The sequence below is a fragment of the Bifidobacterium margollesii genome, from assembly GCF_002860355.1.
Taxonomy (GTDB): Bacteria; Actinomycetota; Actinomycetes; order Actinomycetales; family Bifidobacteriaceae; genus Galliscardovia; species Galliscardovia margollesii.
This window is the reverse complement of sequence record NZ_NMWU01000079.1, coordinates 1-1,765: the sequence shown is the minus strand read 5'-3', so window position 1 is coordinate 1,765 and position 1,765 is coordinate 1. Positions and strand designations below refer to the sequence as shown.

General features: G+C 68.4%; 1 protein-coding gene. It reads right to left on the bottom strand.

Going from position 1 to position 1,765, the window contains the following annotated elements; genetic code table 11:
* On the bottom strand, window positions 1-1,765 hold a 1,765-nt coding region (locus tag Uis1B_RS12175), incomplete at both ends, for a hypothetical protein (protein WP_165782889.1).

The following is a 1,765-nucleotide window of genomic DNA, read 5'->3' as shown; positions in this document are numbered from 1 at the left end:
CCCTTATTGTTCAGGGTGATGGTGTTCGTCGTGGCGCCGGCGACCGGGGTCCTGCCGGTCTGGTCGACGGTCTCCTGCATGTTGAGGACGGCCCCCTTGGCGGGACGGTCGGGCTGGAACCGGCCGTGCGCGTCGTGGCCGAGGTAGCCGATCTTGGTGACCTTGAGCCACCAGCCGGTGGTCTGTTCGGCCTGTTCGCGGCCGGGCCGCCACCCGTCGGATACGGTCGCGTCCATGTCCAGCAGCCGGTCGGACTCGAACGTGAGGGTCTTGGTCCAGCCCCTGGCGTGCCAGTCCCACCCGTAGGTGACCTGCTGGCCGGTCAGGTCGGTCCTGTCGATCCGCCACACGTAGGTCACGTACCCGGTGCCGAGCCTGCCCAGCACGTTCTTCATGGCGGGGTCCTTGGCGGGGTCGTAGGTCTTCGTGGCGACGCCGTCCCTGAAGGACGCGGCGTCGAACACGAGCGGGGTGACCGCGGCGACGTGCTTGCGGTTCGCGGGCAGGGCCGTGCCGTCCGCGCCCTTGTCGGGCGTCCAGTACACGTCGGCCCTCGCCGTGACCTTCAGGCCCGACACGGTCCTGGTGTTGAGGTTGACGGTGATCTCGTCCTTGGGCGGGTTGCCGTCGCTCATGGTGGAGGCCTCGACCTTCGAGGTGACGCTGGGCTTGAATTTGGGCGTGAAGTGGATGTTCTCCGCCCCGTTGAGCTCGCTGGTCTCACGGTCGTAGTCCGTCAGGCACAGCCGGTACTCATCGGTCTTCGAGCCGACGAGCTTCTGTCCGGCCGGGCAGGCCACGTTCATCCCATTGTCCGCCCCGGTCACGCCGGTGACCTGGCTGGTGAACCAGGCGTCGCCGGCCGGCCACGTTTTCAGCCCGAAGTCCGCGGGCGTGAAGCTGAACGTCTCGGTGCCGCTGTCGTTGCCGCCCGCAACGGAGTGGTAGGACGCGTAGTCGAGGGTCTTCGCCTTGCTCTTCCCGCCCGTCAGGTGCATCGTGGTTTTGACCGTGAACCTGAGGTTCCCGTCGAACCGGCCGTCGTTGTTCGTGTCCCAGTCACGGTGGGCGGGCGTGTCGAGGGACTTGACGTCGAGCCTCACCCGGTCGGACACCGGATCCGTGCCGCCCGCGATCAGGAGGGACGAGGCGTGGGAGTCGAATTTCGTGTCCCGGGTCACGTCCTGCTGGTTCCAGTCGGCGACCAGGCCGTTGGCGGCCTGGCTGGTCACGCCGGCGGTCATCAGGCGGGACGCGGCGGCCGTCCAGGACTCCTTCGCATCCGTCCGTCCCTGGTGGCCGGTGGCCGTGAGCACGTACCGGCCCTGTTTGGGCACGTTGAGGTCCCACCAGTAGAAGCCGGCGGGCCACCGGTCGCCCACGCCCAGGTCCTTCGGGCTGACGGTGGGCGAGGCGACGGGCCTGCCGCACTTGGGGGCCACGGTCACGCTCTTCGTGTGGTCGGCCTTCCCGTCGCGGTCGGTGTCCACGTTGAGCGTGCTGGTGCCGGTGAACGTGGTGCCGTCGGGGATGTTCGTGCAGCCGGTCCAGATCAGGTCGGACACCGGGGTGGTGCTGCCCGCGATGTTGAACGTGGCCTGGGCGCGCGTGGCGAACGACACGGACGGCACGACCGTGGTCCAGGACTCCGCGGAATCATCGAAACCCGGAGGCGTCGTACCTTGATCAACGTGGTTCTGCCTGTGCCCGCCCCGTGTGAACCAGCACTTGCCGGCCTGCCACGCGCCCATGCCGAGATCCGCGG